At 38.7% G+C, this 5,911-nt stretch carries 7 protein-coding genes and 2 pseudogenes; 4 read left to right on the top strand and 5 right to left on the bottom strand.

Translation table 11 applies throughout. From position 1 onward, the window contains the following. Positions 1–80: 80 nt before the first annotated feature. From QUB24_RS32790 to QUB24_RS33720, 3 genes and pseudogenes are all read left to right on the top strand, one after another. Positions 81–550: pseudogene (locus QUB24_RS32790) on the top strand (IS1 family transposase); the annotation flags it as partial. An 86-nt stretch (positions 551–636) separates the two neighbouring features. Next, on the top strand, positions 637–1,113 hold the full coding sequence (locus QUB24_RS32785) for a hypothetical protein (RefSeq protein ID WP_333157737.1): 477 nt from the start codon (positions 637–639) through the stop codon (positions 1,111–1,113). Between the two features lie 22 nt (positions 1,114–1,135). Continuing rightward, the gene (locus tag QUB24_RS33720; protein WP_333336158.1) at positions 1,136–1,225 is read left to right on the top strand and encodes a hypothetical protein; all 90 of its coding nucleotides are present in this window, start codon (positions 1,136–1,138) and stop codon (positions 1,223–1,225) included. Between the two features lie 48 nt (positions 1,226–1,273). Here the strand turns inward: QUB24_RS33720 and QUB24_RS32780 are convergent, their stop codons facing one another. From QUB24_RS32780 to QUB24_RS32760, 5 genes and pseudogenes are all read right to left on the bottom strand, one after another. Further along, positions 1,274–2,506 carry an ABC transporter permease gene (locus QUB24_RS32780; protein WP_333157735.1) on the bottom strand — a complete coding sequence of 411 codons (1,233 nt, stop codon included), beginning with the start codon at positions 2,504–2,506 and terminating at the stop codon, positions 1,274–1,276. Between the two features lie 28 nt (positions 2,507–2,534). Then, a protein-coding gene (locus tag QUB24_RS32775) for an ISKra4 family transposase (RefSeq protein WP_333157738.1) occupies positions 2,535–3,601 on the bottom strand; the annotation gives its coding sequence in 2 pieces (ribosomal slippage) (positions 2,535–3,433 and positions 3,433–3,601; 1,068 coding nt in all). A 45-nt stretch (positions 3,602–3,646) separates the two neighbouring features. After that, a pseudogene (locus QUB24_RS32770) lies at positions 3,647–3,943 on the bottom strand (ATP-binding cassette domain-containing protein); the annotation flags it as partial. Between the two features lie 32 nt (positions 3,944–3,975). Then, positions 3,976–4,401 carry a hypothetical protein gene (locus tag QUB24_RS32765; protein ID WP_333157733.1) on the bottom strand — a complete coding sequence of 142 codons (426 nt, stop codon included), beginning with the start codon at positions 4,399–4,401 and terminating at the stop codon, positions 3,976–3,978. 167 nt (positions 4,402–4,568) lie between these two features. Next, positions 4,569–5,042: a hypothetical protein gene (locus QUB24_RS32760; protein ID WP_333157732.1), complete on the bottom strand. Its 474-nt coding sequence runs from the start codon at positions 5,040–5,042 to the stop codon at positions 4,569–4,571. 255 nt (positions 5,043–5,297) lie between these two features. Between QUB24_RS32760 and QUB24_RS32755 the strand changes: the two genes are divergently transcribed. Further along, a complete protein-coding gene (locus QUB24_RS32755; RefSeq protein WP_333157730.1) occupies positions 5,298–5,882 on the top strand; it encodes a hypothetical protein in 585 nt (194 codons plus the stop codon). Positions 5,883–5,911 lie beyond the last annotated feature (29 nt).

Below are 5,911 nucleotides of genomic sequence, written 5' to 3'. Positions count from 1 at the left end.
CAAGTTACATCATCAAATATTTTTAACTGGTTTACGCACTGCTGTTATTGTACCTCATCTTTTTGAGAAAGGCTATAAATCCACAAGTGGGAGAATTGGATGAATTACAAACATTTGTCGGTTCAAAAAAAAACAAGACCTGGATCTGGACAGCAGTAGACGACTTTAAGCCAGGTATTTTAGGATGGACTTTAGGCGACCATAGCGCAAAAACTTTTGAACCACTATGGGATCTTGTTAGTAAATGGAAATGCTATTTTTATGTGACAGATGGCTGGAAAGTTTACCCAAATTTTATTCCGGAGGGAGATCAGATCCCACCGCAAAACCTATATGACAAGAGTTGAGGGTGAAAATACAAGACTAAGACACTACGCAAGCTCGCTTAAAAAGAAAAACTCTTTGTTATTCTAAGTGTGAACAAATGCTAGGGTATTCAATTAAATTACTAATTCATTATCTAAAATTTGGAGATGTTCCAATTCCCCATCAAAATCCAAGAAATCATTTTCGGCTCCCCTCTCGTACTTTGGCCCGTATCATACCCTGATTAAGCAACGCCGAAAAAGCTACGCTGCTGGTGCAGCGCAAGGTTGTTTCGTTCGCGCTAATAGTCAATTTGTCAAACCAGTACAGATGTCACCGACTCGCGTACAACCCCAAGCGAGTCAACCGCTTACAAGTTCCACAGCACTCCCGATGGAGCTTGGTTTTGACGAAGGATTTGGATCGATTGTAGTACCAGAAAGCGATACCACTGCATCGGCGTATGGAGGACGCTTAAGGCGGTATGACGTTCACATTGCCAAAATGTTTGAAGTCACCCACTTTATGTGTCAACAAGAGAATTTAACACCCGGTCTTACTTGGAATTACGCGGCTGGAGGTGGCAGGATTAATATGGGAAGTTTTGAAATAACCTGCCGACTTGCTAATCAAATAGCTAGTGCCTATGGTTTAGGTAAGTCGGAACCTACGAATGTGACTTTTTCGGCTGGTGAAGTCGGTCGCCCCGCTGTCAGAAGTTTCAACATTCCCATCCTAGATATTACAGGTGATAAAGTACCTCGCTGGGTGAGTTTTGTGCAGGGATTTCAGCCAGTGAGGAGGTAGGGGTATTTGTAAGATGTAGGGTGTGTCAGAAGAATTACAAGAGGTATTGGAAGACTGGATTCTACTTAGTCTTACCATGAATCTCCCTTTACCCGTCCTTGATAATTACTAAAGAGGTCGCCTGATGCCACCTTTTTAACTTGTGTTGATGATAAACAAATTACTGAACTGCTTGATCTCTCTGATATGACCAAGTAGCAATTAATCCAAATACGCCCCAACTCCAAATTAGCCATAGCAAGTGTAAAAAAATCTGATTATCATAATTTAATTTGGCTGCCCAAAATACTAACTCTCGATAATGGTAAAACGGCGATAGTACCATCAAATTTTGTACAAGTTGTGACTCAGAAAGTGGATATGCTCCGCAGGTTAGAGGAACAACAATTAACGATAAGCTGAGGATAGAATCAGCACTTCTGGGGTCGATTAAATATCCCAGTGCCAGACCAAGAATTGCGAAGGGGATAATACCTAGAATTAGGCAGAGGAAGATAATTAACCAGGAACTAGGATCACCTGGTATTTTCAATTGCCAGCTTGCCAGAACAAAAATTAGTAAAAGACTGACGGTACAAAGTATGAGGGCGGTCGCTATCTTTGCTATTATGTATGCGACTGGAGGTAAAGGTGTCGTCCTCAATAATTTAAGCCATCTTTCAGATCGCTCAACAGCAATTCGTTTGCCGAGACGATCAATAACAATTGTAAACAAGATAATTCCAGAAAGATAAATTATAGGTTGTATTGCAGAATCTTCTGTTATACCTGGAAATTTTAATAGGGGGACAAAACCTACTAAGCTAAGAGTTGCAACGAGAAACAGAGGAGTCCTCAGCAATTGTGATATTTCAAAGGAAATTTGGTTTTTAATAATTGCCAAAATGTTTTGATTGAAAGGCTCTGATTTATTAACCAATGTTTCAGTTACCGAAGTAGGCTCTAACTTTTCTTCTGATTTATTAGCCATCTGAAACTCTTCAACTAATTGGCTTTTTTGCGAAGATTCAGAGAAATTGTAAAGATTAACGTACCGAGTAGCTAAAGTATCTAGTTGATTCCAGTCCGATTTATTGTTTGTCACCATTAAAATGGTGATTCCCTGTTGGCGACAGAGTTTTATTTGGTTCCAAAATTCTTCATAGCCTTTATCATCTAAGTTCCTCGTTGGCTCATCAAGGATGAGAAGTTTAGGATTTCCTGCCAAAGCGATGGCAAAATAGAGTCGCTGCTTTTGACCCCCGGATAAATCAGTTGCCCAAGCATCTTCCTTGTGTGTGAGATTAACTTTATTCAAAATCTCTTGACTTGAAATAGGATTGGGGTAATAGCTTCGCAGCAAATCAACTAATTCTTTAACTTTAACTTTTCGAGGAACTTGAGTGTCTTGCAAAAGGGTGCATCTCAGTTTGGCAAATACATCAAATTGAAAGTTGACCGTTGAGATAAGCACAGCGAAGAGCAAGGATAGACGAAACGTTCTCAATATTCCATTGCGCTCCCGATATTTTCACCCTTAATCCAATGCGTTTAATTGTTGATTCAACTGTTCCCGAACCAATCGAACTTATGGATTCTTCTTTGTAGTATTGGTAATTAACTATTCGGCAGCGATGGGTCTCTAAATAATTGCAAAACGTTTTAAATGCTTGACCTTTAAAGTATTTAAATAAATTTATAACTTCATCAAGTTTGCCTTGCCACAACATAGTTTCTGCTAATTTTAATCGTTTTATTGAACCCCCTACCTTGTAGAGATTTTCTTTCAGATGATACCAATCTAAGATTTCTTGTCTTTGTTCATTATCTCCAATTTCTTTAAAGATGTTCCAAATCCCGGCATGACCATCTCCTAGACAATACATAGGGTGTAGTAATTTTTGGCTATTAGTCCAATCAATTAAATCTTGATTATTTTGAAAAAAGGCTCCCGAATAAACATTATCTAAACACAGGGCTTTATAGTCTTTCCAGTAACAGCTCTCGCCCTTGGTTTCGTTGCGTAGTCTAACTTTACCGCCATCTAATGTAATTTCTTTGACTCCTTGTTTAGATGTAGGCAATTCAAATTCTTGTCTCTTGACTAATCTTTGTAATGTACTGTGAGAAATCTTGATACCCGTAAATTTTTCCAAATCTTTTTCTGCCATTTGATAAGATTCGTTGGCACTGATTAAAAGACAACATTTTTCCATCAGTGGACTAAATTGACTGTAAGCTTTCAAACCAAAATATTTTGCCTGATTGTCTGTAATGTCGAGGGAGCCGACTATTGATTTTATTTTTCGGGGTTTTCCTGTTTTAATTCCTGATACTGCTGAAAAAAAAAGCTACCTAGTTCTGGACCCACTTCTTCTAACATTTTCTGACGGAGCGAATTTTCTATACTTTCAAAACTTTTTAACTCGATTGGATCTGTATTTCTATAAAGAATTTCGGCTGCCGCTTTTAAGTGGGCTTTTAGCTGTTGTTGGTCTGAGGGTGTCATTTTCTTTACCTCATATTTATTTAACGATTTTACTAGCTTTTTCATTTTAACTCTTTTTTGACACATTCGCCAAAGTGAGATGCACCCTTGCAAAACTACGCCCAAGCCAATTTTAGAAAAAGAGTTATCTGGTGGAAGTCCCATAAGTTTAATCTGTCCACTACTCGGTCTTAATATTCCTAGGATTAAATTAATTAATGTAGATTTTCCAGATCCATTTTCACCGCGCAAAACAATAAAATCATTGTCCGTTACAGTGAGATTGATATTCTCAAGGATTTGATTAGCACCGAAACCTTTGCGGAATGATTTGGAGACATTATCAACTTCAACTAGATTCATATTTGGGAAGTAAGTAATTTTATTTTCAGAAACTAATGGAGTGAATTTAGCATCAAGAACCAAATTCCCAATGCCGCAGCAACAGCAGGAACAAGCGGAACCCCAATTACGGTGGTGAGGATTATTAAAGTTGCTGTTCCTCCTAAAAATCCCCAAAAATTAATAGCACTAGATGCCCCAGTATCGCCCATGCTACAAGTGCTAAAAAAGCAAAATTCGCTTCCTTTGGTTAAAAGAAAAAATGTACACCCAATAGCCACTACTACAATTCCCAGCACAGCCCATCTACCTGCTAACATTTCCCCTCCTAAAAATCTTAGTGACAAAGATGGGGATTCTTGAGTATTTGAATTGGGCTGAAGTTGCCCAGTGGCAGAAGGAATAACTTGCGACTCAGTATTTAATGGACTATTCGCTAAGTCATAAGATTGTTGAGATTCATTAGAAAGAGGTTCCATTGTTAGTATTTTTTTCCTTAAAGATATGTTAGAAAAGTTAGAAAGATAAATCTTTGATTTATCTTTCTAAGCTGTTTTACATTTAAACTGTGTGTCAAAAATCCATAAAACTCTTGTGGGACGGGCTTCTAGCCTGTCCGGAATTTTCAATTTAAATGCGTAACAGCTTAACTAGAAAGTGCAGTTCTGATAGCTAACCACAAAGCAATACCAATTCCTACGGTAACAACTAAAGGTGCATTAGCGATAGCTGCACCAGTTCCAAAAGCAATTCCAATAGTTGCTCCACTAAGATCGGGATGTTGTTTGGCAGAGTCTATAAGTTGTCCCAATGACTCCTGCAAATTATCGCCGATGCTCTTATCGCCGCCGCTCTTATCGCCGCCGCTCTTATTACCACTGCTCTTATCGCCGCCGCTCTTATTACCGCTGCTCTTATCGTCGCCGCTCTTATCATCTAGGCATTCGGGTCGCAAGTCTTTAGACCACTTAATCATCGGATAACAGGAATTTTGCACCTGCAAAGTTTCCGCAAGTAGGAGCGGTGTCCAGAGGAAGAAACATATCAAGAGGATAGCTTGAAAGCGATGGTTTCCCCATTTTTCAAGCCAAGGTTGATAAAACTTTGTGATCACTTCCATGATGGTTAAAGCGTCTATTTACAGAGATTACGCACAATATATAGATGTGAGAAATACTATTGATAAGATTATCATAGTGAATTCTCTGATTCTATTCTGCAATACTTTCTATAAAATATGACAACTCCAAACAGTCGGATTTAGTACCCAATTTTTCTAACCATCCTGAACCAATTTAGTAGAATTGGTACAATACAGTTGACACAATAGGATCTGGTAGGATATAGTACACTCAACCTCACTCAACCCTGACCCATGAATGTTGAAGATGTTGTACAATGGGCGAATAATTCGATTTTTGATAAAACAGGAGAACATCTTACACCCCTACAGGAAGCAATATTAACGGGTGTTTGGCAAAGACAGAAATATCCTCAAATAGCTAAAGAATTTAATTGTAGCGAATCTCACGTTAAAAAAGAAGCTGCGAAGTTATGGGAAAAGTTGCGCGAGGAATTAGGAGAAGACCTTAATAAATTCAATTTTCGTTCTAAGTTAGAAAAAAAATATAGTATTTCTCAAGTTTCTAATTTTGTTCAATGTGTAAAAGGCAATATTAATATTTGTAATGAATTTGTACAAACTAATGAAGATAGAAAAACCCGATCGCCCTTTCCCCCTGAATCTCCCCAAAATCAAGCCCGATCGCCCATAATCGATTTAACAGACGCACCCGAATTCCCTTACTTTTACGATCGCACCTCAGAACTCTCCACCCTCAAACAATGGATTTTGCAAGCAAACACCCGCTTGATTACCGTCTACGGCTTAAGTGGAATTGGCAAAAGTGCGATCGGATTGAGTCGAGGGGGGATATTATTCCCCGCCCCTCTCAGTTAGATCTGGGCGTGCGACTTTCATCGCACCCA

Origin of the sequence: Microcoleus sp. B9-D4, from assembly GCF_036705105.1 — a bacterium.
GTDB lineage: Bacteria > Cyanobacteriota > Cyanobacteriia > Cyanobacteriales > Microcoleaceae > Microcoleus.
The sequence above is the reverse complement of the archived record's forward strand: the minus strand, read 5'-3'. Positions and strand labels throughout refer to the sequence as shown.